This window comes from Rhizobium sp. BK289 (assembly GCF_014193575.1).
GTDB classification, from domain to species: Bacteria; Pseudomonadota; Alphaproteobacteria; order Rhizobiales; family Rhizobiaceae; genus Rhizobium; species Rhizobium tropici_C.
Genome location: NZ_JACHZO010000007.1, coordinates 298,617 through 321,254 on the forward strand (window position 1 = coordinate 298,617; position 22,638 = coordinate 321,254).

Genomic DNA, 22,638 nt, shown 5'->3' on the forward strand with positions numbered 1-22,638 from the left:
CCAACCGGGAAAGGCCATCTGACGAAGATTTGAGGCGTTTGGCCGCGCCTTTCAGTGCAGACGCCTATTCGAGCGGCGTCCAGGTGCCGTCGTCATTGCGGCAGGCCGCGCCCCTTGCCATCGTGGGTTTGCCGTCGACGGTAACGGTATGGGTGTATTGCCGACAATTCTGCGAACCGACCTGGTAAGGTGCTGCAGGGACGACCTCGCCGCTGGCATCCCTGCCCTTCCAAGCCACGGGTTGGCCGAGAGGTGAGGTCTCAAGCGCCCGGTATTCCGCTTCCAGCGCACGCTGCTTGTCGTTGTCGCTGAGCTTGACGCCGGTGCGCTCGACAATGCCACCATCAAGGGCATTGATGAAGGTTGCCGAGGCTGGCGGCTTCGCAGACGAGAACAGGCTCTTGCCGCCCCCCAAGCCGCTCGTCGTCGAGCAACCAGAAAGCGCAAGCGCGGCGAAAAGAGAGGGAGCGACCAGAGAAAAGGTACGAAGCTTCATACAACCGAACCAGTATCAAAAAGCAAAACCATAGGTACTGCGCTGCGGCATCATCATGACCCACAACGTCTTTTGGCATCATGCCGTGCCTCACGCAACATCCTTCGTCAGGCCCGGCAAAATTAGGCTGGCGCGAAGCCCTCCCCAGGCGCCTCGAGACAATTCGAGCCGGCCTTGATATTCGTTGGTGATCTCGCTGACAATCGACAGGCCGAGACCGGTGCCCGGCTTGCTTTCATCGAGCCGGCGGCCGCGCTTCATCGCCTCGCGAATCTGATCCGGCTCAAGCCCTGGCCCATCGTCTTCAACCACGAGTTCCACCCAATGACGGCGCACGGGATCGATGCCCTTGATCTCCGGAGGCGCTTCGCTTGCCGAAAGGCGCACCTTGCGTTCGGCAAAGCGGGCGGCATTTTCCAGGAGATTGCCGACCGTCTCCTCCAGATCCTGCTGCTCCATGGCGAGCGCCAGATTGGGCGAGACGGAGAGTTCGAACTCCTTGTCTGCATTCAGCCGCCGCATGACGCGGACAAGCCGCTCCAGCGCAGGCTCGGCCTCGGTGCGAGCCAGCACGGATTCACGCTGCGCGGCGATGCGGGCGCGATTGAGGTAGGATTGCACCTGCCCCTGCATGACTTCGGCCTGGTTCTTCACCAGATCGCCATGCGAGCGCTCGAGCACACGGGATTCGTTGAGCAGCACCGCGATCGGCGTTTTCAACGAGTGCGCGAGATTGCCAACCTGCATGCGAGCGCGCTCGACGATACGCCTATTGCTTTCGATCAGCGCATTGACCTCGTTGGCAAGCGGCAGGATTTCGCGCGGGAAATCTCCTTGCAGGCGTTCGCTCTCACCGGCGCGGATGCGCTCCAGTGCAGCGCGGGCCTTATCGAGCGGTTTCAGGCCATAGAGAATGGCGAGCGCATTGACGATCAGACTGCCGACACCGAAGCCGACCAGTGAGAAATAAAGGCTATGGGAGAAATTACGGACATCGTCCTCCACGACGGCAATATTACCGGTGACGCGGAAGCGCGCAGCGCGACCGTCTGTGTCGAGTACGACTTCGGTTTCCGCCACTTGCACGCGGTTTCCGAAGGCGTCGGTGACGATGTAAGAGCGCTGGTATTGCTTGTCGAAGGGTGCTTCTAACACCGACAGCACCGGCAGGCTTGACGCGCCGAGCGACGGCGAAACCAGCGGTGTCGCGGTGTAGGTGCCGAGCGGCTCGACCATCCAGTACCAGCCGGTCTTCGGCTGGGCGAAACGCAGGTCGCCAAGCTTCGGGTCACCCAACAGCGCGCCTTGGTCGCCGATCGTCACCGAGTTGATGACACTGGAGAGCTGCGCACGTAGCAGATCCTGAAAGCCGCGTTCGGCACTCTTGCGGTAGATATTCGAGATGACGAGGCCGATCACCACTAGCGCCACAGCGGACCAGAGTGTGGTCAGCAGCAGGACACGAGCCGTAAGCGACTTAATTCGCATTGGTTGGAGCTTGGATTCGGTAACCAAGGCCGCGGACCGTTTCGATCAGATCGACACCCATTTTCTTGCGCAGGCGACCGACGAAGACCTCGATCGTATTGGAATCGCGGTCGAAATCCTGGTCGTACATATGTTCGACAAGCTCGGTACGCGAGACCACCTCACCCTTGTGATGCATGAGATAGGCAAGCAGACGATATTCATGGGAGGTGAGCTTGAGCGGCTTGCCGTCGACGGTCGCCTTCGAGCTCTTGGTATCGAGCCGAACCGGGCCGCAGACGATTTCCGAGGAGGCATGGCCGGCGGCACGGCGGATGAGCGCGCGGATGCGTGCCAGCACTTCCTCGACGTGGAAGGGCTTCGCCACATAGTCGTCCGCGCCGGCATCGATGCCCGCCACCTTGTCGCTCCACCGGTCGCGGGCGGTCAGCAGCAGCACCGGCACCGTGCGCCCGGCACCGCGCCATTTCTCGAGTACTGTGATGCCATCCATTTCCGGCAGGCCGATATCGAGGATGATCGCGTCATAGGGTTCCGTATCGCCGAGAAAATGGCCTTCCTCACCATCAAAGGCCGTATCGACAACGTAGCCTGCCTCCTTCAAAGCCTCGGCAAGCTGGCGATTCAAATTGATATCGTCTTCGACTATGAGAATGCGCATGTCTGGATCCAATTTCCCCGGTTCGAAAAACAGTACTGTAAATCGTGCTGCAGTGGAATCACGGAAACAATAAGATTTTGTGTGGAATTCAAGGCTTTAGATTGTCGATTGCACGTCGGCGCCTTACCCGCCCCGCGTCACATCGGCACTTTCATCGTCACCTTGCGCGGGCGCTGCCCGTTGCCCTGCACGAGAACGGTTACGATGCAGCTGTCGCCGGACGGTTGTGCGGATAGAAGCTGTCCTCCGGTCTTTTCGACGACCTCGGCGGCAGCCTCGCTACAGTCGCTGTTGGCGCGAGCCACCAGGGTCGACGTCGGCGCTGGCGCCGGCAGAACAGCCGAGCCGGCCATGACGAGGGCCGCCGCTGCTATGCTTGAAAATGAGGCCATGCTTCGGACTTCCCACAGGGATATTGACTTGGGGATTATTTACCCAAACACGTCTGAATGGCAAATGAATGGGCTGTAATTTTCGGCCTGTTGAGCAAGCGAGGCACGCAACCTGCATCTTAACCATTTGAAATGATTGGATGCAAATTGGCGATCTTGCCACGACGGCAACCGATTGGCGTTCCATCGCCCCGCATCGATACAATCTATCAGCGATATGCCCGCGATGGCACATATTGGACGTCGAAGCATCCTTCTTCGAGCTGCAAGCTCAGCCATTTTTAATCATTCTTGCTTATCATCTGCCCGTGGGTGCGACATGAGCAAGCACGCCACCATAGGCCGATGCGAACCGGCCTCCAGGCGCTTTGCCGAGGTGAGGCGCCGGGATTTCCATGAGTCCTTTGAATCGCTTGAGGCGATTTCTTCTGAAACTGAGTCCGCAACTTCAAAGGTTGATTGAAGAACCTCGCGAAAAGAGTCCGGTCACCGACAATTGGATTCCACTCGTATACTCAATCCCTTGAAATATCTGGCCATTGAAATATCTGACCATTGAAATGCCCGGCGGGAACCGGCCACAAGGTTACGTTCAAAACGGCTCGCGAACGGCCGTCACGGTCTCGTAATCCGCAGCGATCCGCATCTCGCGCAGCGGACGAACGCGCTCGATGGACCGCTGATAGTTTGGATGTGCCTTGTAGGCGGCAAGCGCCGCCTCATCATCGAATTCGCCATAGACGACAAGGTCGACTTCGGTTCCGAGCTGATCAGTCTTCACATTCGTGCCGATTTCCAAGAGCCGCGCATGCGGGATGGCTGTCAGGATCGAGAGGCCGGAGCGGACCTCTTCGAGATTGGCACGATCGGGAACGGTGAAGAAGACGATATGGCGGATCACGCGGCGGCTCCTTGTGCGTATGCGAGGGCATGGCGCGATACCATGCGTCCAGGCGCAATTCAATAAACCGGCTGCCTCGCCTTCCGGGACCGTTTCGTCGCCGGCCTGCCATTTACCGGACGGCGGCGAGGCGTGCTATCATCGCGGCCATGACCGACGAGGATCTTATATCCCTTGCCCTTGGTCTGCCGGAGGCAGCAGAGAGCTCACACTTCGGGACTCGCGACTTTCGTGTTCGGGGCAAGATCTTCATGACCCTTCCAAGTCCGGATTTCTGTGTCGTCAAGCTGACACCCGACCAACAGCAAATGGCATTGGCAACCATGCCGGACGACGTCATGGCCGTGCCGGGCGGCTGGGGTCTGAAGGGCTTTACCCGGCTGTTTCATCACGACGCCGATCAAGCAACGATCGAGGCGCTGATGCATCGCGCATGGCGGAACGTGGCGCCGAAATCTATGGCTTTGCCGGAAGATTAGGTTCCATATCGTCTTCGACCGTCAGCGGCCAGTCGACGACGTAATCCTCGAAATCGTCGAGATCGACATCGTTCTCGCTCACCGTACGTCCACGGGCGGAAACGCCGGCGATATGCACGGTTTCCGGATCGCCGGAGACCAACGGATGCCACCAGTAAAGATCGCGGCCGTCATTGACGAGGCGGTAGGCGCAGGTGGGCGGAAGCCACTCCAGCTCCGGAACCTTCTCCGGCGTCAGCTGCACACAGTCGGGGACGAAATCCCACCGGTTCGGATAGCTCGTGCAGCGACAGCTCTCGCCATCCATCAGCTTGCAGCGGATCGAGGTGAAATAGACATCACCCGTATCCCACTCCTCGAGTTTGTTGAGACAGCAGAGGCCGCAGCCATCGCACAGGCTTTCCCATTCCGACGGGCTCATTTCCGTCAGGGTCTTGGTTTTCCAGAAGGGCAATTCGTCTGTCATCATCGTCTTCCTCGCCACCCGTCAGGAAGAATTCGGGCTGCGGCATGCATGTCTCTTGTTCTTTTCTCTAAATCAACCAATTATTCAAATAGCCGTTCTATGAGATAATGAGCTTTGTGTGTGCCGCAAGGAAGCACGCAGCAGTAGTGTGGTCGGGAAGTAGAGCGTGGAAGACCCATCCAATCCAGAAAATGGGCCGAAGGCGGAGCCTGAGACCCAGAAGGACAGCCGGGCCGAAAAGCCGCAGCGGCGGAAACGCTATTTCTTTCTGCGCCTCGATTCATGGATCGACTCCACTTTATGGAATGCCGGTTTCGGGCTTGCGGAAGCCTGGGAGGAGATCACGATCTTCTTCCGCCGCTTCCGCGTACGTGGCTGGAAACGCATCGTTTTCGAGCTGCTCGGCGAAGGTTTGACGCTGGGTGCGGCGGGCTCGGTCGTCATGCTGATGCTCGCCATGCCGGCCTTCGAGGCGACGCAGGGCGACTGGCGCAATCGCGGCAATTTCGCCGTCACCTTCCTCGACCGCTATGGCAATGTCATCGGTCACCGCGGCATCATTCACGAGAACTCCGTGCCGGTCGACCAGCTGCCGGATTATTTCGTCAAGGCGGTGCTCGCAACCGAGGACCGCCGCTTCTTCGACCATTTCGGCATCGACGCGATCGGCCTGTTCCGCGCGGTGACCGTGAACGCACAGGCCGGCGGCGTCGTCCAGGGCGGCTCGACGCTGACGCAGCAGCTTGCCAAGAACATCTTCCTCAGCAACGAGCGCTCCATCGACCGCAAGATCAAGGAAGCCTTCCTGGCGATCTGGCTCGAGGCCAATCTCTCCAAGAAGGAAATCCTGAGCCTCTATCTCGACCGCACCTACATGGGCGGCGGCACCTTCGGCGCGGCGGCGGCCGCGCAATTCTATTTCGGCAAGAGCATCACCGACGTCAATCTGGCGGAAGCCGCGATGCTTGCTGGCCTCTTCAAGGCGCCGGCGAAATATGCGCCACACGTCAATCTGCCGGCGGCGCGCGCCCGCGCCAACGATGTGCTTTCCAACCTCGTGCAAAGCGGGCTGATGACCGAGGGGCAAGTGATCGCCGCACGCCGCAATCCGGCCTCCGTTGTCGACCGCGCCCAGATCGAATCCCCGGACTATTTCCTCGACTGGGCCTTCGACGAAGTGCAGCGGCTCGCGACGCGCTTCCCCGAGCGCTCGCTGATCGTTCGAACCACCATCGATATGGGATTGCAGAAAGCGGCGGAGGATTCCATCCAATCCAGCCTGATGGAATTCGGCGAACGTTACCACGCCAAGCAGGGCGCCAGCGTCATGATCGAAAATGGCGGCGCCGTTCGCGCCATGGTCGGTGGCAGCGATTACGGCGAAAGCCAGTTCAATCGCGCGACCAAGGCACTGCGCCAGCCGGGCTCCTCCTTCAAGATCTACACTTACTCCGTCGCTATGGAGAACGGCATGACGCCGACATCCACCATCGTCGACGCGCCGATCAGCTGGGGCAACTGGAGCCCGCATAACTACGAGAACCGCTATGAAGGCAAGGTGACGCTGACGCAGGCGCTTACGCAGTCGATCAATACGATCCCGGTGCGGCTGGCGAAAGAGAAGTTCGGCATTCAGCCCATTCGCAACATGGCCAAGGCCATGGGCGTTGAAACGCCGATCCGCAACGACAAGACCATTCCGATCGGCACCTCGGAGGTGACCGTTCTCGACCAGGCGACGGCCTATGCCGTCTTCCCGGCCAACGGCATGCAGTCGCGGCGTCATGGCATCGACCAGATCACCGCCTACGATGGCAAGGTGCTCTACGATTTCAGCCACGACGAGCAACCGGCCAGACGGGTCCTCAGCGAAAAAGCCACGTCCTACATGAACCAGATGCTGACACAGGTTCCGGTCATCGGCACCGGCCGCAGGGCAGCGCTCGACAACGGCATCGTGGTCGGCGGCAAGACCGGCACCACGCAGGCCTATCGCGATGCCTGGTTCATCGGCTTTACCGGCAACTACACCTGTGCCGTCTGGTTCGGCAACGACGATTACACGTCGACGAACAACATGACGGGCGGCACGCTGCCGGCTATGACCTTCAAGAAGATCATGGACTACGCGCATCAGGGCATCGTGCTGAAACCCATTCCCGGCATCAGCAACCCGTTCCCGGTGCAGAAGCCGCAAACCGTCGCGGCCAAGAAGCCGGCCGATGCCTCCACCACTCCCAGCCTGCCTCCCCTCATCCGGCCGCGCTCGCTCTCGGTGGATTCCACGAATATCCTGCGCGATATCGGCGAAAGGCTGAAGGCTGCGAACCGGCTCGGCGTGCAGAAGGTAGCGACGGCGGAATAAAGATCATCCGAGGAGAGATGATAGCGGAGGCTGCATAAGCGCCCCCCGCATGTTTTCCAATGAAAATATAAGGGAATGCGGTGATCGCAATACGGCCGGCCGACTGGCGAATGGTCCGACGGCAGTCGGTGTTTCGGCCGAAGGCTGCTTTGTTCGCTCAACTGCGGCATTCTGTATGATTGTAGCCTGAAAGCGGCTCGCCCTTCCCCCTACCGACAGAATCAGGAATAAATCGATACTGATTTGTCACGAGGACGATCCCAGAGTGTTCCGAGTTCCCCTTCTTGTTGCGCTTTCGCTTGTCATCGCCTTCGGCGGCGGGATCATGTTCACGCTCCTGGCGCTGGATGCGACCTCCGGCTTCGGCGCGATCAAGCTCGGTGCCTGGCAGGCCTTTCCGGAAATGCAGACAGCCGATGCGGACCCTTATGCGAAATCCCACAGGGCTCGTGCCGGACGCTTGCTCTATGGCACTGCGGAAGGGCTCGTGTTTACCGCGTCCGATGATGATACCGGCGCGCGGCTGACGGCATCCTGCAGCTACCGTATCAGTGGTCAGACACCGCCGGCGAGGCTATGGACACTGTTCATCGCCGGCAATGACGGGCGGCCGATCGAAGGTGCTACCGGACGACCTTCGACCATCAATTCCTGGATCGTCCTGCGCAATGCGGATTCAAGCTTCAGCATCACGGTTTCACCCAATGCCCAGGCGGGCAACTGGCTTGCCCTGCCCCCCGCCGGCAATTTCCGTCTCGTGTGGACGCTGCTGGATTCACCGGCAGCCGGCAATTCCGGCCTGATCGATCTTGGCATGCCGAAACTCGAAAAAATCGGGTGTGGCAATGTTTAGATTCGTTTTCGCGATCCTGACCGGCCTGTTCGGCGCGGCACTGCTCCACATTGTCATCATTCTCTCCTTGCCGCATTTTTCCGACCGCGATGCCTATACCCGCGTCTCGGACGAGGGGGACGAGAACCATTTCTACATGCTCGACGACAAGGATGACGAGGCGGGGCTTTCCAACACCGATCCCTATATCCGGACCGCCGTCTGCGCATTCGACATCGAGGACACCCCTGTCCACTTGACGGCGAAAGGCAAAGTGCCGTTCTGGTCGCTCGCCATCTATGATGCCGCATCGAATGAAGTGTTCAGCATGAGTGACCGCACATCCGTCGGTGGCGCACTCGATTTGTTGCTGGCGTCCCCCGTCCAGCTCACGGGCATACGCAAGGCGTTGCCGCCAGCGCTTGCCCAATCGATCCTGGTGGAAGTGCCGCGTGTCCAAGGCTACGCGGTGCTGCATACGATGGCACCGCAAGGCAGCTTTGATAACGCCGCCCGCGAATTCCTATCGGAAGCGGGTTGCGACGAATTTGATAATGGCTGAGATGGCTGAGCGCCGAGATAATCAGGCTTCGGGCGACAAAAGGTTCTGCGCGATCTTACGCGCCGGCGCGCCGCGACGGGGAGACCGCTGAACCATAGCGGCAACCGGGAGATGCGCGAAAGGACGCACCCCACCCGGGCATCACTTGCCTTTTGCCCGCTTCGGCCCGGCTCCCGGTCGATGGGTGGGCGTATCCAAATGTTCGTAGCGCACGCCGGTAAACAAAAGAATCTTTGCTTCCACCGGTTCCTTCTGGGCGCGCGGCGTCATGCGCAATCGCCAATCCGAAAGAGATATAATCTTTGCCATTCTCGTCTCCATTTACGTCTCGAGACGGATGAACTTGCGACTTGATTTCACCCTGCCCGCCGCTGAAGCGGGCCAACGCTTCCTCCATTTCAGCCTGGTTCTCTGGGCTGCAACAGAGACATTCGCGCCTTCTCACGGCATTTCCCGACACCGTGGCATGGCCTGCCGCTTGCGACCTCCATGCTCTCCCTACACTCAATCAACTCTGCCGATCGCTGCTTCCAGCCGGAATTCAGACATATCGCAGTTAACAGAATGCTAATCGTCGTCGCTCGCCATCCTTGGCATGAGTCGTCATGCCCTAATAACGCTGCGACAGCGGCTTTGGTTTCATCGGCCGGCGAAAAACCGCCGACGCCGACTTTGCTCGGAAATCAAGCGATATCATGTTCTTAAGTAAACGGAGGATGTTGCCGGCAAATGGAAATTCAGCCAATCCGTTGCAGAAAAACGTCACGCAAATATTATTTGCGCTCACGAAAAATTAACGTATTGTAATGTCGAAATTCGAGGGCGATCAATGACTGTGGCGGGCAGTTCCGTCTTTTCTCCAGAGGACGTCACCGTCCTGCGCGGTGCGCTTGGCGTGTGGTGCCTGGAAAAGCGGATCGATATAAAAAGTGCCGAAGCCGAGTTCGCGGCCACAGCGGCGATCGGTCTTTTTCAATCGGGCTACAACACTTCTGAAAAACTGCTCGCCGCCATGCGTGAGCACAAAGGCCTCTGACCTATCCTTATTCCTGTCACGACACCAGTCGAAGCACAGACTGCGTTTCGCAGACATGGCGGCATGCCTCTGGCAACTCTTTTCAATCAATACCTGCATAGGTTGATTATCGATGCTGGCGCGCGCCTGGCGAAAGGTTATCCACACGGAGGCTTGGTCGGTTAAATCCCGTGGACATGGCCGATCTCAGGCGGTCGCTTCCGCGCAAGCTTAACGCGTAATTTTTATTCGGATTTTAATAAAGTTTTCACGAACCATTAACCTTGGCGGCCTTAGTCTTTTGCGGAAAGCCAGATAAGGACGACCGTGTCCATACCCGTTTCGACAATCGCCGCCGGAGACGCCTTCTTCATCGAAAGGGCCATCCGGCACGATCGGAAAGAAGCGCCGCGGCATCCATGGTCGACCATCCGGCTCCCTGCTTTTTTGTTCCGAGTATCAGTATGGGTGTTGGCGTGCGTGACCGGTTTCGAGACCTTGAAGAGCCTGCGACAGTCCGTAAGAAGGACGTGGTTCTGATGGCGACGATTACCAACTTCGAAAGCATGGGACATCCATCCAAATCGGAATTGCGCCAATTCGCCGAGCTTTTCACACCCGTCTTCCAGGCGTCTTCGGAGGAAGCGAAGCGACAGGCGGTCGCCGCCCTCTCCCAATGCCAGACAGTGCCTCAGGCGGTTGCGCTGTTCATCGGTTGCCAGCCGATCTCCATCGCCGCCCCCTTCCTCATGAGTTCGCAGGCGATCGATGACGATACGCTGATCACCATCGCCCGCACCCAGGGCGCAGCCCATGCGCGGGCCATCGTCCGCCGGTCGTCCCTCTCCCCCAAGGTCATCGACGCTCTGGTCGGATTGCATCAGGCGGAACCGGAGCGCGGCAGGACGGTGGCGGAGCAGCAAGCGGAAGCCGTTTCGACGCAGGCAGACGCAATGGAAAACGAGCGGCTCGCGCGCGAAGAGACATTGCGCCAGCAGATCAAGCAGGTCGCCCGCCACATGGGCCGCGACGACGAGGATCGTCTCGGACTGCGCAGCCTCAGCGAAACACAGGAAGCCCTGCTCGTGCGTTTCGCCCGCGAACGCGACGCCCGGCAATTTGCGACAACGCTCGCTGACGCACTCTCCTCCAGCCACTGGCTCGCGGAGCGCATTTTGCTCGACACATCGGGCCAGCAGCTTGCCGTCACGCTCGTCAGCCTCGGCATGGGCATCGCGGATGCCGTCTATTCACTCGAGCGCTTCTATCCGCATCTGGCGGAGCGGCACGGTAGCGTCAGCCGTGCTTGGCTGGTGCTCGAAGATATCGATGCGGAAGAGAGCCAGGCCCGCGTCGAGGCATGGCGCCGTGCCGACCGCTACACCTACCTGCCGCAGCAAAAGCCGGCGGAGCGGCCTGCACAGCCATTGTTTGGCGCGAAGTCAGGATCCATCCGTGAATTGCGGGTGGTAAACCGTCGGTAAAGACGGCTCAATCCAACGGATTGGCGCGCAAACCGGCTAAAGGGACGATATCGCCGATATCGTCCGTCTCCAGCTCGACGACCCACAAATCCGAATCGAACTTCAGCTCGCGATCGAGGGTTTCGCGAATATCCTGCGGCTCCTTCCGCTCGATGCGAATTTCGAAGAGCCGTGTCCCGCTCTCTTCCTCGTCGAACAGGCTTTGCGGAGCGGGCGCATAAAGGGTTTCCGTGCCATCGCGGAAACGCTGCCGAATGAAGATAGCACCCGCATGCTCCTCGCCCTTTCGCTCGACGGCGGCAAAATCGCCACGGGCGAACAGGCGGCGGACAAGAGCGGAAACAAAGATGTCGCTGCGCAATCTCATAAGCGAGCTATAGCCGCGAGCGGCGACCAAGGCAATTCAAGCCAGCCCGGAGTGCATTTATACGCGGAATTGCGGGTATGCTTCCGGTAGGCCTCAGAGCGCGCCGATATCCTGAAGTTTCTTCAGCACCGCCATATTCGGCTCGCCGGTCTCCGGCAGGCGGTAGTGCTTCTCGAAGCGGCGGATGGCGGCTTTCGTCTGCTCCCCGGCAACGCCGTCGATGCTGACATTGCTGTAGGCAATGTTGCTCAGGCCCTTCTGGATTTGCATGACCAGATTGACCTTGTTGACTGTGTCGCTCGGGGCGGCTTTTACCGCGACGGCGCCGGTCTTCAGATTCTTCTCCGCATTCTGAATGGCAGCGGCAACGGGATCGATCGCGCCTGCGGTGGCGGACACGTTGACAGGGCGTTCGACAGGTACGGCAGCAGTTGTTCCTGCCCTGCCGTTGACCGATGTCGTATCGGGGCCATTGCCGGCTTTCAGAGCCGCCAGAAGCTCCGGCGTTGGGACGCCGGTCTGCGCCAGGCCCGAGGCCTCCTGGAAGAAGAGAATGGCTGATGTCGTGCGCGATCCGGGCTTTCCGTCGGCGACGCCATCATAAAGCCCGCGACGGATAAGTTCCGCCTGCACATCGGCGACCAGCTTCGATGGAGCGGCAGATGACTGCGCTGCGGGCGGGCTCGCTGCCTGCCCACCTGAGGAGGATGTAGCGGGATTGGAAGCCGAATCCTGCCGCTCTATCCGAAATGTCGTGACGTTGCCGGCATCGGCCTGCTGTGCATGCAGAAACGATCTGCGGCCGGGAATCTGATAGGGCGAGCCGGGGTCGCGGGTACGCAGCATGGGCGATGGGTGCGTACCGCTCTGGTACCAGAGTGCGTTCGCGGTTACGAAGCCGAAAATCCCGAAGAAGAGCGCGACGCCGCCGGCGACGACGGGATGACGACCGACCGCGCCGCCGATCAGACCGGTGAGCGCTCCTACGCCGCGAAGGCCGAGACCACCCAGCGCAGTACTGCCGCGCAGGCTCAGGCTGCCCAGGGCAACCGCTCCACGAGAAGCGAGACCGGGCTGCCTGCGCCTGCCCTTTCCTCTTCCCTTAGGCGATTTTCGCTTTTGCGGGGCCATTCATCCCTTCCTTGTTTCGCCCTTCGTTCGTCTCCGTTGTATGTTTCAGACGTGGCGGAAAATCGACGGGGCGATTGACATCCACAGGCTGTTGCACCGCCACGACCCCCGAGCCGTCAAACGGGATCAGAATGGTGATCACCGTGCCTTCACCTGGTGCGCTGGCGATGGAAAAACTTCCGCCGTGCAGGCCGACGAGGCCCTTGACCAGCGACAGGCCGAGACCGGTGCCGGCATATCGGCGCGTATAGTCGTTCTGGATCTGCACGAAGGGCTGACCGAGGGAGGCCAACCGGTCGCTTGCGATGCCAATCCCCGTATCGCCGATCGACAGTTTCAGCATGCCATCGGTCAAAGCCGCATCGATGGTGATCGCGCCGCCGGCGTCGGTGAACTTGATGGCATTGCCGACAAGATTGATGAGGATCTGCTGGATGGCGCGCTGATCGGCAACGATCTCGCCGAGGCCACGCTGGATGCGGCTCGTCAAGGTCAGACCCTTCTCCTTCGCCTGCAGGCCCAGCATCGCTTCGCATGTCGCGATGGATTCCTCGATCGAGAAGGATTCGAGCAGCAATTCGTAGCGCCCCGCCTCGATCTTGCTCATGTCGAGCATGGTATTGACCACCGACAGCAGATGCGCGCCCGACTGGCGGATCAGGCCGACATATTCACGCTGGCGGTTGTTTTCGAGCTTGCCGAAATATTCTCCGCTGAGGATATCGGAGAAGCCCAGGATCGCATTGAGCGGCGTGCGCAGTTCATGGCTGACGGCGGCAAGGAACCGCGATTTCGCATCATTGGCCGATTCCGCCTCGGCCGTCTTGCGCGCCGCATCCTCGCGAAGCTGCTGATCCTGGGAGATGTCGCGCAGCTGGCTGACGATCGCCGTCAGATGTCCTTCGCCATCGCGGCGTGCCGTCAGCTCCATGCGGACATGGACGAACTGCGCATCGCCGCCGACGACTGCGGAACGCTCCAGGCGCAGATCGACGCTGTGAGAATCCCTGCCCTGACGCAGCACATCGATCGCCTGCAGGAAGATGATGCGGTCCGAGACGTGGATTTGCTCGACGAAGCCGCGGCCCGTCGGATCACGCATCCAGCTCAGGAATTCGACCCGATCACGACCGCCGATGGTCGTCACATTTCCTTGCGGATCAAGCAGCAATACCAAGCCGAAGGCAGCTTCCAGCATCAGGTCGCGGTGCTCGACGACGACGGCGTCCGCGGGAAGGGACGACGGCCGCTGACGCGACAGCGCAATACTGCCGACGGCCGAAAACAGGAAAGCGGCGCAGACCGTGGCGACACCGGCGGGCAGAGCCACGGCCGGGCTGGTGACGAAGGAGAGGCCCACGGGAACAGCAAAGAGGGCAATGGAGGAGACGAGCGCAAGCCGGCGAAGGATCGCCAGCTCCTGTCCATGGACTTCGCCATTCCCGCTCGTCCGGGAAAGCCAGCTTCCGCCCACCCGGTCCACGAAGGCTCCAGCCCCAACAGCCATGTCACTCAATACACGCACACTACAACCCGTCAAAACGGTCACTTATTGGACTGCACAATAGGCCTCGCGGGCTTAAGGAAAGAATAAAGAAGGAACACACCGGATGGCCCAAAAGGCTCCAAAATCCCGTTTTGGCGCAGAATGCGAGACCTTTGTTTTTTGTGGTTAACAGCGGGTAAGCAACGGATTTTATTCGTATTTCCGGCGCGCGTTAACTTTTGCATCAAGGGCTCAAGCCGCAAAGCCCTGCATATCAACGGCATCGGGCGAGACATGCTTAACATCAATCGCTACAATTTGAACCAAATGCTGGTCAAAGCCGGAAAGCTAAAATTTGAATCAAATTAGCGAAAAATGCCGCCGAGTTTTGAAAAGCGCTGTTGTCCTCTGCCGGATAGGCTTCGAAGCAGATCGGGCAGGCAAGCCCGAATCGGCCTCCGGGCCGAACGACAGAGAGGATGGGCAAGGCAATGTGGTTTCTGATTAGAGCAGGGTTCTGGTTTTCGCTGGTTCTCATGTTTCTGCCGATCTTCGCAAAGCCCCAGGGCGATCCGCGGCCGGCAGGCGAAGCGACGGTGCAGGTTTCCGACGCGATTTCAGCTGCATCGGGCGTCGTTCAATATGTCGGCGCCATGTGCACCGAGAAGCCGGATGTCTGCGTAAAGGGTGGTGAAACGCTGACCGCCCTCGGATATCAGGTTGGCGACGGCGCCCGCGTCGCCTACGACATGCTCGGCCGCCACTTCAAGGATCAGCCCGCAAATGCAGCCGCTGATGCCGCATCCACTCACACAAGCGCCGATCAGGTCGCCGCCATGGCCCAGCCGATGCCGGCCAAGCGCGTGACCGGCACTGAAACGGCCGATGTCGTCGTTACCGGCACGGTCCGGCTGCCATCCTCGGTTCCGCTGCCGATGCCGCGCCCGCACATCTGACGCTTCTCCATTGGCCCAACCTGAACGCCGTGACCTGCCCATGGTCAGCGGCGTTCTTTTTTTGCCACGGGTTCAAATCGCCTGTCACTTCGCCTATATCCAAGGCACACGGACAATCTGGATCATTGCAATGGCATCGCTTGAAAAGATCATCGACGACTTTTCCTTCCTGGACGACTGGGAGGATCGCTATCGCTACGTGATCGAACTCGGCAAGGCACTGCCTGATCTGCCGGAAGAGAAGCGAACGCTGGAAAACAAGGTGCAGGGCTGCGCGAGCCAAGTCTGGCTCGTCACGCATGCATCCGGCGATCCCGAGAACCCGATCCTGACGTTCGAAGGCGATTCCGACGCTCATATCGTGCGGGGGCTGGTGGCGATCGTGATGGCGACCTATTCGGACAAGCCCGCCTCTGAAATCGCGGCGCTCGATGCACTCGACGTCTTCGGCAAAATCGGTCTTGTGGAACATCTCTCGTCGCAGCGCGCCAATGGGCTGCGGTCGATGATCAAGCGCATCCGCGAGGAAGCCCGCGTCAGAGCCGCGGCATAGGCTTGGATTTACAGGATCCATAAACAAAAACCCGGCTCGAGAGCCGGGTTTTTCTTTGATTCAGTAATGAACTCTCAGCGGCCGCCGCGCTTGCGGCGCTGGCCGAGACCCATTTCCTTTGCAAGGCGCGAACGGGCTTCGGCATAAGCCGGTGCCACCATCGGATAATCGGCGGCCAGATCCCACTTCTCGCGATATTCTTCCGGCGAAAGACCGTGATGGGTCATAAGATGGCGCTTCAGCGACTTGAAGCTGCCGCCACATTCCAGGCAGGTGATCTGATCATCCTGCACGGACTTGCGAACCGATACGGCCGGCTTCTGCTTTTCGACCACGGTTACGGCAGGAGCCGGAGCCGAGGTGTTGCTCAAGGCGGAATGTACGTCGGAAATCAAGTTCGGAAGGTCGCTGACCGGTACGACATGGTTGCTGACATAGGCCGCAACGATGTCGGCGGTCAGTTCAACCAGTAACTCCTGCCCGTTGCCAAGGGCCGCATCTGTCATTGTGTTCTCCTGTTCATCGGCTTGCTTGCCGCGCCGCGCCCCAAAAGAGAGCGCAGGGCACAGCGTTGCTGTATAATCTGCGCCTGACTTCGGAAATCTGCTGATCCCGGAGTTTCCCAGCGCCGAGCAATTCGCGCAAACGTATTGCTCGTATTCGTAGCAGCCATCAGCAAGAAAACGGTGCATAACGCCATATTTCTTATCGCATGAAATCCACCCCTAGATTTCACGCGAGGGAAAACCGCTTCTTGCCGCCTGATATCAGAATTAGCGACCACGATAGCGATCTCTAATCGCTGATCGGAACAAAGTTTTGCTCAGCTTTGTATCAAGGAAAGATAAAAGCATTGAGAGCTTAAACCCGGTCGAGACTAACTTAACATCAGAACTCTACTTGAATCTGAATTAGCACTCTTTACCCAAATGTCCAGTTTTTAATCCCAACATTTCTTCGCAAAAAATTCATCTACTAAAAAATGGATAACTAATAACGCGAACAGATATTCCTTCATTAACAATTTCTGCGTTTGTTAGCCCTTTTTTCCATTCCCGCGTTTCGCGAGCTGCTCGTGCCGCACCAATTCATCGCGTACGGAAGGCGCCGTCAAGCGATGCCCCGCCTTGTGCGCCGCACGCGCAAGAAGATGTGCCGAAATCGGTGCGGTCAATACGAAAAAGACAAATCCGGCCAGCGCCCGCGCCAATATCGGCAGGTCCTGCGAATGAATACCGACCGCAAGTAGCAATAGGCCGGAACCCACGGTGCCTGCCTTCGATGCCGCATGCATGCGGCTGTAGAGATCCGGAAGGCGAACAATGCCGATGGCGGCAATAAGCGAGAACAATGCGCCAGCCAACAGAAGCACGGCGACCAGGATAGCCCAAAGCAAATCCATCAACGCCCTCCCTTCCGTTGCTTGTTCCGTTTGCGCGTCTTCTTGCTTTCGGAAGCGCCGATAGTTTCCGGGCGTGCAGCATGCCGGCTCGAAACATCGGGTTGCGCCCGCGTCAGGATGAACCGGGCGAAGGCGACAGTGGCGAGGAAACCGACGAGGCCCAGCGAAATGGCAATATCGATGTAAAGCGTGAAGCCGGTCTTGATGGCGATGACGGCAATGAAGCCGATGGCGATCGCCACCAGCATATCGAGCGCCAGAACCCGATCCGGCAATGTCGGACCGGCAACCACCCGATACACGGTGAACAGGAAGGCGATGCTCAGTATGCCCAGCGCCACCATTGCTGCAGCCGAAACGATAGATGCGGCCATCATCGGAAAGCCTCCATGATGCGGTGCTCGAAGCCGTCGGCGATGCCGCGCCTGATGGCTTCCGGATCGGAGCAATCGAGCGCATGAACATAAAGCATCTTGCGGTCATCCGAGACGTCGACCGATAGCGTGCCCGGCGTCAGCGTGATGAGGTTGGCAAGCAGCGTGATTTCAAAATCGCGGTCGACCGTCAGGGGAAAGGCGAAAATCCCGGGCTTCACATCGATCCTGGGGCTCATGACGGCCACGGCAACGGCCCAGACGGACTTTGCGAGCTCGCATATGAACAGTACCAGGAGCGCGAGGATGCGGCGAGCACGCCCGAGATAGAGTACGCCTCCGTAGGATGATCGCACGATCGCGAGCGCAACCGCCGCAAGGACGAAGCCGAAGACCAGATTGATGAAGGAAGCACTGCCGGTTACGGCAACCCAGACGATGGCAAGCAGCAGATTGAAGATGAAGAGGATCATCGAGCGCCTCCTGCCGCGGGAAAGACGGAGTGCAGATAGGCCGATGGCTGCTCGAGGCCGGCGGCCGCCGCCTGGGTCAGGTGCAGGAGCCGTTCCGGAAACAGGCCGAAGCCGATGACAAGCAGCGAAAGAGCAAGAAGCGGCAAAGCGGCCTGCCACCTGATCGGCTCCGCCGCGACGCTATCGCCCGCCGCGGGTCGCCAATAAGCGAGCAGGAACACCCGCCCGAAAACGATCGTTGTCAGGAAACCGGCCAGCAGGATTGTTGCGGCGAGCCACCAGGCGCCCGTTGCGAGCGCGGCCTTTACCAGTACGACCTTTGGCCAGAAGCCCGAAAAGGGCGGCAGACCGCTGATGGCGAAGAAAAGCACCAGCGAAAGACCGGCAAACCAGCCGCTCTGCCGATAGAGCCCGCCGAGAGCCGTGAGTGAAAAGCTGCCGCCGAGCCGTGCCGCCTGCCCTGCAAGCAGATAAAGTGCGGTCATCAGCACCATCGAATGCAGCGCATAGAAGATCGCGCCGCTGAGGCCATCGGCATTGCCGAGGGCAACGCCAGCCAGCATCGTGCCGATGCCCGATATGACGATATAGCCGAGCATGCGCCTGACATCGTTTGCCCCGAGCGCACCCATGACCCCGACGAGCATGGTCGCGATGGCGATGACCGTGACCAGCGGACCGAGCCCTGCCCGCTCGACAGGCAGCAGCATGACCAAAACCCGGATGAGGGCATAGATGCCGACCTTGGTCAGCAAGCCGGCGAAGAGCGCCGAAACGGTGATGCGGGGGGTGTGATAGGAAGCCGGGAGCCAGAAATTGACCGGGAAGGCTGCCGCCTTCATGCCGAAGGCCAACAGGAACAGGCCTGCCAGGGTCGTCAGCGGCGCATTGCTCTCACCCGCCCTCGCCTTCATGGCGATATCGGCCATGTTGAGCGTACCGAAGACGGCGTAGAGATAGCCGACGGAGACGAGGAACAGCGTGGTGGCGATGAGATTGAGGAGGGCGTATTTCAATGCGCCATCGATCTGCTCGCGCTCCGAGCCGAGGATCAGCAGGCCGAAAGACGAGATCAGCAGCACCTCGAACCAGACATAGAGATTGAAGACGTCGCCCGTCAGGAAGGCGCCGCTGACGCCAGCCAGCAACAGCATCAGGAAAGGGAAAAAACCATATCGCCGCCCGCTCACGGTGATTTCGCCGAGCGAGTAGAAGCTCGCCAACAGGGCGACAACGGCTGCCGTCAGGGCCATGAGCGCGCCGAAAATATCGACGCTGAAGGCGATGCCGAAAGGCGGCAGCCATCGTCCCATGACCATCGTGACGGCGCCCTCGTCGACGACCTTATAGAGCAAGGCAGCGTCGATCAGCACCAGCAGTACGAGACCGGGAATAGCGATCGCGGCATGCCATTCGGTCCGGTTGCGCAACATCAGCAGAATCGCCCCGAGCCCGATGCACAAGGCGACCGGCAGGATGACAAGCCAATGGCCCACAGGCACGGGTGCGGCAACCAGCGCGGCGGAGAGATCGACGGGAATATCGGGTGGGCCGGCCATCGCGTCAGTAGCCCAGGGGCGGCAACGGCCGCTCGTCCGGTTCGGCCACGAGCATCTCGCCCGTATTGTCGGTCCTTAAGTCCTGATAGGCGCGGTAGGTCAGGACAAGCAGAAAGGCAAGGAATGAAAAGGAGATGACGATCGCCGTCAGGATCAAGGCTTGCGGCAGCGGATTGGCGGCTGCGTTGTCGAGCGTGCTCGCCCCTTTCCGGATGATGGGAGGCACTTCGGGCGTGACCCGGCCGGCGGTAAAAAGCAGAAGATTGACGGCATTGCCGAGAATGGCGATGCCGAGCATGATGCGGATCGAGAATTTCGACAGCATCAGATAGATCGCGGCGGCGAAGAAGAGGCCGACGACGAGGGCAAAGACGACCTCCATCAATCCGCCTCCCGCTCTTCGAGCGCCAGCGCGATCGAGGTAATGGCTCCAACAACCACCAGATAGACGCCGATATCGAAGAGCATGACGGTCGAAAGCGGCACCTCGACGCCGAAGAGATGGGGATAGATCCAAAGGCCGGTCATGAACGGCACGCCGCAAAAAACAGACAGAAAGCCGGCAAGGGTCGCCGCCAACAGACCGAAGCCGGCGATCGCCAGCGGATGAAAAATAATGGCTTGCCGGACCGCCGTGACGCCACAGGCAATACCATAGATTGCCAGGGCCGACGCTGCGATGAGGCCGCCAATAAAGCCGCCGCCGGGTTCGTTATGGCCGCGCAGCAGCACGAAAACGGAGAAGAGCAGCATCAGGGCGGTCAGAAACGGCGCGGCGGTGCGGAAGATCAGCGTATTCACGAGCGCTCGGCCTCCATCCTTTCGCCGAGACCGGCCTTTTCCTCAAGATCGGGGTCGTTGGTTGCAAGCTTACGCTCGCCGCCGGCACGGATGCGGATCAGCGCCAGGATCGCAAGGCCGGTCATGGCGACGACGGCAATCTCGCCGAGCGTGTCCGTGCCGCGGAAATCGACGATGATGACATTCACCACATTGTCGCCATGCGCGATCAGCTTCGAATATTGATTGAAGAAGGCCGTCAGCGTCAGGTCGAACGGTGCCTGGGTCGCCTTCAGCAGCAGAAGCGCAAAGCCGATGCCGCAGGCGATCGCCAATACGGCATGAGCGACCCTGGCGAGCGGCGGCCGGTGATCCGAAGGCGAGAGGCGCAGGCGCGTCATCACCAGGGCCAGGATCACGACCGAAAGGGTCTCGACCATGAACTGCGTGAAGGACAGATCCGGTGCCCCGAACAAGAGAAAGATGACGGCGACGGCGAATCCCTGAATGCCGAGCGAAACAATGGCCGTCAGCCGGTCCCGCGCGAAGACGACTGCGGCAACACCGATGATGGCGATCAGGAAGATCGCCGCCTCGTGCCACTGCAGGTCCGGCCAGGCAGGCACATGAGGCAATTCGCCGTGGATCACGAGGGGGATCAGCAGCATCGCCGCAAGGCAGAGGAAGGTGACGGCGACATAGATTTCCAGCCGCCCGGGCTGCAGGAAACGCGAGACGACGTGTGAGAGCCGCACCAGGCCGGAGATGAACCCGTCGAAACCGCGATCCGGGCCCGGTCCCAGCATCCGCAGGACAATGGACATGAAAAAACGGGCGCGATCGAGCTGCCAATAGACAAGGATGCCGATCAGCACGGTCACGATGGAGAGTGCCAGAGGCAGGCCGATATGCGGAGCCAGCGAAACTGCGATCTGTAAACCTGTGCCGCTGACGGCGCTTGCCATCGGTGAGGAGATGTAAACGTGCCATAAGGGTGCGAACAAGGCCGAAGCGATGCCGAGCAAGGCAAGTGTCACCGGCCCGAGCCAAAGCAAGGGCGGCGCTTCATGCGGATGGCGTGGCGTCTCGGTCAGCGGCCCCAGGAAAGGCTTCAGCGCGACGGCGAAGGCGATGGCGAACATCAGCGCGTTGCCGGCCACGGCGATGATCGTCAGGATGATCGCGGCGGGCGATGCCTGTGCCAGCGCGGCATAGATCTCTTCCTTGGCGAGGAAACCGAAAGCCGGCGGCAGCCCCCCCATCGAGACCGCTGCAACCAGAGCGGCGGCAAAGGTCAGCGGCATGGCCGAGCGCAAGCCGCCCAGCCGGGTGATGTCGCGTGTCCCCGTCTCATGATCGACGATGCCGGCGACCATGAAAAGGGCGCCCTTGAACAGCGAATGCGCCACCAGATAGATGACAGCTGCTTCGATGGCATAATCCGTGCCGAAGCCGGTGAGCATGACCAGCAGGCCGAGCGAGGAAACCGTCGTATAGGCGAGCTTCAGCTTCAGATCGGTCTGGCGGATGGCAAGCAAGGTTCCGACGAGCAGCGTGGCGGCACCAAAAAGCGGAAGGATGGCCTGCCAGGCCGTCGTACCGCCGAGGACGGGATTGAGCCGCATCACAAGATAGACGCCCGCCTTCACCATGGTTGCCGAGTGAAGGTAGGCCGAAACGGGAGTCGGCGCTTCCATGGCATTCGGCAGCCAGAAATGGAACGGAAACTGCGCCGATTTGGTGAAGGCGCCGCCAAGCACCAGGATCAGGGCTGCAAGATAGAGCGGACTCGCCCGCACGAGATCGCCGGCTTTCAACAGGTCGGACATCGCGGCGATACCGGTTATCTGCCAGAGCAGCAGCAGGCCTGCCAGCAGCAGCAGCCCTCCGCCGCCGGTCACGACCAGTGCCTGCAGCGCCGCCCGGCGCGAGGCTTCCCGCTGATGATCAAAACCGATCAGCAGGAAGGAGGTGATCGAGGTCAGCTCCCAGAAGACGAAGAGCGTCAGGAAGCTATCCGAGACGACGAGGCCGAGCATCGAGCCCATGAAGAGGAAGATGAAGGAGAAGAAGCGGCCGAGATCGACATGCCCCTTCAGATAGCCGCCGGCATAGAGGACGATCAGCGTGCCGATGCCGGTGATGAGCAGCGCGAAGGTCAGCGACAGGCCGTCAATCAGCCAGGAAAGCCGCAGATTGAGGCTTGGCACCCAATCGAAGCCGCCCAATTCAGCCTGCCCGGCCGCGATTGCAGGAAGAAAGCCGACGAAATGAATGAAGGAAAGCGCTGGAAGCAACGCCAAGAGCCAGGCCGCATTATGACCTAGCCGCCGAACAGCGATGGGCGCGATCAATGCACCGAGAAAGGGCAGGCATAGTGCCAGGAATGTCAGGCCCGCGGTGGCGGCGGCCATGT

At 60.0% G+C, this 22,638-nt stretch carries 26 protein-coding genes; 8 read left to right on the plus strand and 18 right to left on the minus strand.

Going from position 1 to position 22,638, the window contains the following annotated elements:
• Positions 1 to 64: 64 nt before the first annotated feature.
• From FHT84_RS16180 to FHT84_RS16200, 5 genes are all read right to left on the minus strand, one after another.
• On the minus strand, positions 65 to 496 hold the full coding sequence (locus FHT84_RS16180; RefSeq protein ID WP_112342528.1) for a hypothetical protein: 432 nt from the start codon (positions 494 to 496) through the stop codon (positions 65 to 67).
• Positions 497 to 586: 90 nt separating this feature from the next.
• Entirely contained in the window at positions 587 to 1,984 is a 1,398-nt protein-coding gene (locus tag FHT84_RS16185; RefSeq protein ID WP_112342527.1) for a sensor histidine kinase, read from the minus strand.
• Positions 1,974 to 2,645, minus strand: a complete 672-nt coding sequence (locus tag FHT84_RS16190) for a response regulator transcription factor (RefSeq protein ID WP_015339225.1) — start codon at positions 2,643 to 2,645, stop codon at positions 1,974 to 1,976. Before FHT84_RS16190 ends, FHT84_RS16185 begins: the two co-directional genes overlap by 11 nt.
• 137 nt (positions 2,646 to 2,782) lie before the next feature.
• The gene (locus FHT84_RS16195; RefSeq protein ID WP_112342526.1) at positions 2,783 to 3,037 is read right to left on the minus strand and encodes a hypothetical protein; all 255 of its coding nucleotides are present in this window, start codon (positions 3,035 to 3,037) and stop codon (positions 2,783 to 2,785) included.
• Between the two features lie 592 nt (positions 3,038 to 3,629).
• Positions 3,630 to 3,938: a Dabb family protein gene (locus FHT84_RS16200; RefSeq protein ID WP_112342525.1), complete on the minus strand. Its 309-nt coding sequence runs from the start codon at positions 3,936 to 3,938 to the stop codon at positions 3,630 to 3,632.
• A gap of 149 nt (positions 3,939 to 4,087) precedes the next feature.
• Between FHT84_RS16200 and FHT84_RS16205 the strand changes: the two genes are divergently transcribed.
• Entirely contained in the window at positions 4,088 to 4,417 is a 330-nt protein-coding gene (locus FHT84_RS16205) for an MmcQ/YjbR family DNA-binding protein (RefSeq protein ID WP_113251793.1), read from the plus strand.
• On the opposite strand, the gene FHT84_RS16210 is transcribed toward FHT84_RS16205, so the two are convergent.
• Positions 4,395 to 4,883: a YcgN family cysteine cluster protein gene (locus FHT84_RS16210; protein WP_113251792.1), complete on the minus strand. Its 489-nt coding sequence runs from the start codon at positions 4,881 to 4,883 to the stop codon at positions 4,395 to 4,397. The genes FHT84_RS16205 and FHT84_RS16210 overlap by 23 nt on opposite strands.
• A gap of 166 nt (positions 4,884 to 5,049) precedes the next feature.
• Here FHT84_RS16210 and FHT84_RS16215 point away from each other — a divergent pair, with 166 nt between their 5' ends.
• The 3 genes from FHT84_RS16215 (at position 5,050) to FHT84_RS16225 (ending at position 8,642) form a co-directional block, all read left to right on the plus strand.
• On the plus strand, positions 5,050 to 7,248 hold the full coding sequence (locus FHT84_RS16215) for a transglycosylase domain-containing protein (protein ID WP_112342522.1): 2,199 nt from the start codon (positions 5,050 to 5,052) through the stop codon (positions 7,246 to 7,248).
• A gap of 265 nt (positions 7,249 to 7,513) precedes the next feature.
• The gene (locus tag FHT84_RS16220; protein WP_112342521.1) at positions 7,514 to 8,101 is read left to right on the plus strand and encodes a DUF1214 domain-containing protein; all 588 of its coding nucleotides are present in this window, start codon (positions 7,514 to 7,516) and stop codon (positions 8,099 to 8,101) included.
• Positions 8,094 to 8,642, plus strand: a complete 549-nt coding sequence (locus tag FHT84_RS16225) for a DUF1254 domain-containing protein (RefSeq protein ID WP_112342520.1) — start codon at positions 8,094 to 8,096, stop codon at positions 8,640 to 8,642. Before FHT84_RS16220 ends, FHT84_RS16225 begins: the two co-directional genes overlap by 8 nt.
• 141 nt (positions 8,643 to 8,783) lie before the next feature.
• Here FHT84_RS16225 and FHT84_RS16230 read toward each other — a convergent pair whose 3' ends face one another.
• Positions 8,784 to 8,951: a hypothetical protein gene (locus tag FHT84_RS16230; protein WP_169644805.1), complete on the minus strand. Its 168-nt coding sequence runs from the start codon at positions 8,949 to 8,951 to the stop codon at positions 8,784 to 8,786.
• A gap of 520 nt (positions 8,952 to 9,471) precedes the next feature.
• On the opposite strand from FHT84_RS16230, the gene FHT84_RS16235 reads away from it, so the two are divergent.
• Together FHT84_RS16235 and FHT84_RS16240 are read left to right on the plus strand one after the other, a co-directional pair.
• On the plus strand, positions 9,472 to 9,678 hold the full coding sequence (locus FHT84_RS16235; protein ID WP_113251791.1) for a hypothetical protein: 207 nt from the start codon (positions 9,472 to 9,474) through the stop codon (positions 9,676 to 9,678).
• A gap of 455 nt (positions 9,679 to 10,133) precedes the next feature.
• A complete protein-coding gene (locus tag FHT84_RS16240) occupies positions 10,134 to 11,141 on the plus strand; it encodes a DUF2336 domain-containing protein (RefSeq protein WP_113251797.1) in 1,008 nt (335 codons plus the stop codon).
• Positions 11,142 to 11,148: 7 nt separating this feature from the next.
• On the opposite strand, the gene FHT84_RS16245 is transcribed toward FHT84_RS16240, so the two are convergent.
• The 3 genes from FHT84_RS16245 to FHT84_RS16255 form a co-directional block, all read right to left on the minus strand.
• Positions 11,149 to 11,508 carry a DUF1491 family protein gene (locus FHT84_RS16245; RefSeq protein WP_183762970.1) on the minus strand — a complete coding sequence of 120 codons (360 nt, stop codon included), beginning with the start codon at positions 11,506 to 11,508 and terminating at the stop codon, positions 11,149 to 11,151.
• 93 nt (positions 11,509 to 11,601) lie between these two features.
• Positions 11,602 to 12,639: a peptidoglycan-binding protein gene (locus tag FHT84_RS16250; protein ID WP_113251157.1), complete on the minus strand. Its 1,038-nt coding sequence runs from the start codon at positions 12,637 to 12,639 to the stop codon at positions 11,602 to 11,604.
• Positions 12,611 to 14,146 (minus strand): ATP-binding protein, encoded by a 1,536-nt coding sequence (locus FHT84_RS16255; protein WP_183762967.1) that lies wholly within the window; start codon positions 14,144 to 14,146, stop codon positions 12,611 to 12,613. The genes FHT84_RS16250 and FHT84_RS16255 overlap by 29 nt, the downstream gene beginning before the upstream one ends.
• A 470-nt stretch (positions 14,147 to 14,616) precedes the next feature.
• Here FHT84_RS16255 and FHT84_RS16260 point away from each other — a divergent pair, with 470 nt between their 5' ends.
• Complete coding sequence (locus FHT84_RS16260) at positions 14,617 to 15,081, plus strand: DUF5330 domain-containing protein (RefSeq protein WP_113251159.1); 465 nt, start codon at positions 14,617 to 14,619, stop codon at positions 15,079 to 15,081.
• A 130-nt stretch (positions 15,082 to 15,211) separates the two neighbouring features.
• Positions 15,212 to 15,634 (plus strand): SufE family protein, encoded by a 423-nt coding sequence (locus FHT84_RS16265; RefSeq protein ID WP_113251194.1) that lies wholly within the window; start codon positions 15,212 to 15,214, stop codon positions 15,632 to 15,634.
• Between the two features lie 74 nt (positions 15,635 to 15,708).
• On the opposite strand, the gene FHT84_RS16270 is transcribed toward FHT84_RS16265, so the two are convergent.
• The 8 genes from FHT84_RS16270 to FHT84_RS16305 all read right to left on the minus strand — a co-directional run bounded on the left by FHT84_RS16270 (position 15,709) and on the right by FHT84_RS16305 (position 22,636).
• Complete coding sequence (locus FHT84_RS16270) at positions 15,709 to 16,140, minus strand: MucR family transcriptional regulator (RefSeq protein ID WP_112340352.1); 432 nt, start codon at positions 16,138 to 16,140, stop codon at positions 15,709 to 15,711.
• 530 nt (positions 16,141 to 16,670) lie between these two features.
• Positions 16,671 to 17,036 carry a monovalent cation/H(+) antiporter subunit G gene (mnhG, locus tag FHT84_RS16275; RefSeq protein ID WP_113251160.1) on the minus strand — a complete coding sequence of 122 codons (366 nt, stop codon included), beginning with the start codon at positions 17,034 to 17,036 and terminating at the stop codon, positions 16,671 to 16,673.
• A complete protein-coding gene (locus tag FHT84_RS16280) occupies positions 17,036 to 17,413 on the minus strand; it encodes a cation:proton antiporter (protein WP_113251161.1) in 378 nt (125 codons plus the stop codon). Before FHT84_RS16280 ends, mnhG begins: the two co-directional genes overlap by 1 nt.
• On the minus strand, positions 17,410 to 17,883 hold the full coding sequence (locus FHT84_RS16285) for a Na+/H+ antiporter subunit E (RefSeq protein ID WP_113251162.1): 474 nt from the start codon (positions 17,881 to 17,883) through the stop codon (positions 17,410 to 17,412). Before FHT84_RS16285 ends, FHT84_RS16280 begins: the two co-directional genes overlap by 4 nt.
• Entirely contained in the window at positions 17,880 to 19,442 is a 1,563-nt protein-coding gene (locus tag FHT84_RS16290) for a Na+/H+ antiporter subunit D (protein ID WP_113251163.1), read from the minus strand. The genes FHT84_RS16285 and FHT84_RS16290 overlap by 4 nt, the downstream gene beginning before the upstream one ends.
• Positions 19,443 to 19,446: 4 nt before the next feature.
• On the minus strand, positions 19,447 to 19,824 hold the full coding sequence (locus FHT84_RS16295; protein WP_112340347.1) for a Na+/H+ antiporter subunit C: 378 nt from the start codon (positions 19,822 to 19,824) through the stop codon (positions 19,447 to 19,449).
• Complete coding sequence (locus FHT84_RS16300; protein ID WP_113251164.1) at positions 19,824 to 20,243, minus strand: Na+/H+ antiporter subunit B; 420 nt, start codon at positions 20,241 to 20,243, stop codon at positions 19,824 to 19,826. Before FHT84_RS16300 ends, FHT84_RS16295 begins: the two co-directional genes overlap by 1 nt.
• The gene (locus FHT84_RS16305; RefSeq protein ID WP_113251165.1) at positions 20,240 to 22,636 is read right to left on the minus strand and encodes a putative monovalent cation/H+ antiporter subunit A; all 2,397 of its coding nucleotides are present in this window, start codon (positions 22,634 to 22,636) and stop codon (positions 20,240 to 20,242) included. The genes FHT84_RS16300 and FHT84_RS16305 overlap by 4 nt, the downstream gene beginning before the upstream one ends.
• Positions 22,637 to 22,638 lie beyond the last annotated feature (2 nt).

Excerpts from the sequence above, each read along its gene's own strand:
- FHT84_RS16190 (WP_015339225.1), bottom strand. The coding sequence starts at position 2,645 with ATGCGCATTCTCATAGTCGAAGACGATATCAATTTGAATCGCCAGCTT.
- FHT84_RS16265 (WP_113251194.1), top strand. The coding sequence starts at position 15,212 with ATGGCATCGCTTGAAAAGATCATCGACGACTTTTCCTTCCTGGACGAC.
- mnhG (WP_113251160.1), bottom strand. The coding sequence starts at position 17,036 with ATGGATTTGCTTTGGGCTATCCTGGTCGCCGTGCTTCTGTTGGCTGGC.
- FHT84_RS16230 (WP_169644805.1), bottom strand. The coding sequence starts at position 8,951 with ATGGCAAAGATTATATCTCTTTCGGATTGGCGATTGCGCATGACGCCG.
- FHT84_RS16280 (WP_113251161.1), bottom strand. The coding sequence starts at position 17,413 with ATGATGGCCGCATCTATCGTTTCGGCTGCAGCAATGGTGGCGCTGGGC.
- FHT84_RS16260 (WP_113251159.1), top strand. The coding sequence starts at position 14,617 with ATGTGGTTTCTGATTAGAGCAGGGTTCTGGTTTTCGCTGGTTCTCATG.
- FHT84_RS16235 (WP_113251791.1), top strand. The coding sequence starts at position 9,472 with ATGACTGTGGCGGGCAGTTCCGTCTTTTCTCCAGAGGACGTCACCGTC.
- FHT84_RS16225 (WP_112342520.1), top strand. The coding sequence starts at position 8,094 with ATGTTTAGATTCGTTTTCGCGATCCTGACCGGCCTGTTCGGCGCGGCA.
- FHT84_RS16180 (WP_112342528.1), bottom strand. The coding sequence starts at position 496 with ATGAAGCTTCGTACCTTTTCTCTGGTCGCTCCCTCTCTTTTCGCCGCG.
- FHT84_RS16270 (WP_112340352.1), bottom strand. The coding sequence starts at position 16,140 with ATGACAGATGCGGCCCTTGGCAACGGGCAGGAGTTACTGGTTGAACTG.
- FHT84_RS16255 (WP_183762967.1), bottom strand. The coding sequence starts at position 14,146 with ATGGCTGTTGGGGCTGGAGCCTTCGTGGACCGGGTGGGCGGAAGCTGG.
- FHT84_RS16205 (WP_113251793.1), top strand. The coding sequence starts at position 4,088 with ATGACCGACGAGGATCTTATATCCCTTGCCCTTGGTCTGCCGGAGGCA.
- FHT84_RS16195 (WP_112342526.1), bottom strand. The coding sequence starts at position 3,037 with ATGGCCTCATTTTCAAGCATAGCAGCGGCGGCCCTCGTCATGGCCGGC.
- FHT84_RS16210 (WP_113251792.1), bottom strand. The coding sequence starts at position 4,883 with ATGACAGACGAATTGCCCTTCTGGAAAACCAAGACCCTGACGGAAATG.
- FHT84_RS16285 (WP_113251162.1), bottom strand. The coding sequence starts at position 17,883 with ATGATCCTCTTCATCTTCAATCTGCTGCTTGCCATCGTCTGGGTTGCC.
- FHT84_RS16250 (WP_113251157.1), bottom strand. The coding sequence starts at position 12,639 with ATGGCCCCGCAAAAGCGAAAATCGCCTAAGGGAAGAGGAAAGGGCAGG.
- FHT84_RS16185 (WP_112342527.1), bottom strand. The coding sequence starts at position 1,984 with ATGCGAATTAAGTCGCTTACGGCTCGTGTCCTGCTGCTGACCACACTC.
- FHT84_RS16245 (WP_183762970.1), bottom strand. The coding sequence starts at position 11,508 with ATGAGATTGCGCAGCGACATCTTTGTTTCCGCTCTTGTCCGCCGCCTG.
- FHT84_RS16290 (WP_113251163.1), bottom strand. The coding sequence starts at position 19,442 with ATGGCCGGCCCACCCGATATTCCCGTCGATCTCTCCGCCGCGCTGGTT.
- FHT84_RS16305 (WP_113251165.1), bottom strand. The coding sequence starts at position 22,636 with ATGGCCGCCGCCACCGCGGGCCTGACATTCCTGGCACTATGCCTGCCC.
- FHT84_RS16295 (WP_112340347.1), bottom strand. The coding sequence starts at position 19,824 with ATGGAGGTCGTCTTTGCCCTCGTCGTCGGCCTCTTCTTCGCCGCCGCG.